The organism is Streptococcus suis (genome assembly GCF_024509555.1).
Taxonomy (GTDB): domain Bacteria; phylum Bacillota; class Bacilli; order Lactobacillales; family Streptococcaceae; genus Streptococcus; species Streptococcus suis_AD.
This window is the reverse complement of sequence record NZ_JAMWEL010000106.1, coordinates 1-205: the sequence shown is the minus strand read 5'-3', so window position 1 is coordinate 205 and position 205 is coordinate 1. Positions and strand designations below refer to the sequence as shown.

Sequence of the window (205 nt, the reverse complement as noted above, 5' to 3'; positions counted from 1 at the left end):
ACGGTATTCCAGACGACGTTGAGAAACAAAATGGTACAGATCCTAAGACACCAAATACGGATACAACCGTAACTCCAGCAACGGTAGTTGAAGGTCAGCCAGTTTCAGATACAACAGTTGTTACACCGGAATCACCAAACACAGTGATTACCCCATCAGCACCAGTTAACGGCATTTCAGTAGATGAAAACGGCAAGTTGACAGG

The 205-nt window shown here is 44.9% G+C and carries 1 pseudogene; it reads left to right on the top strand.

The annotated features are described in order from the left end of the window. Positions 1–205 (top strand): annotated as a pseudogene (locus tag NF418_RS10525) (hypothetical protein); the annotation flags it as partial.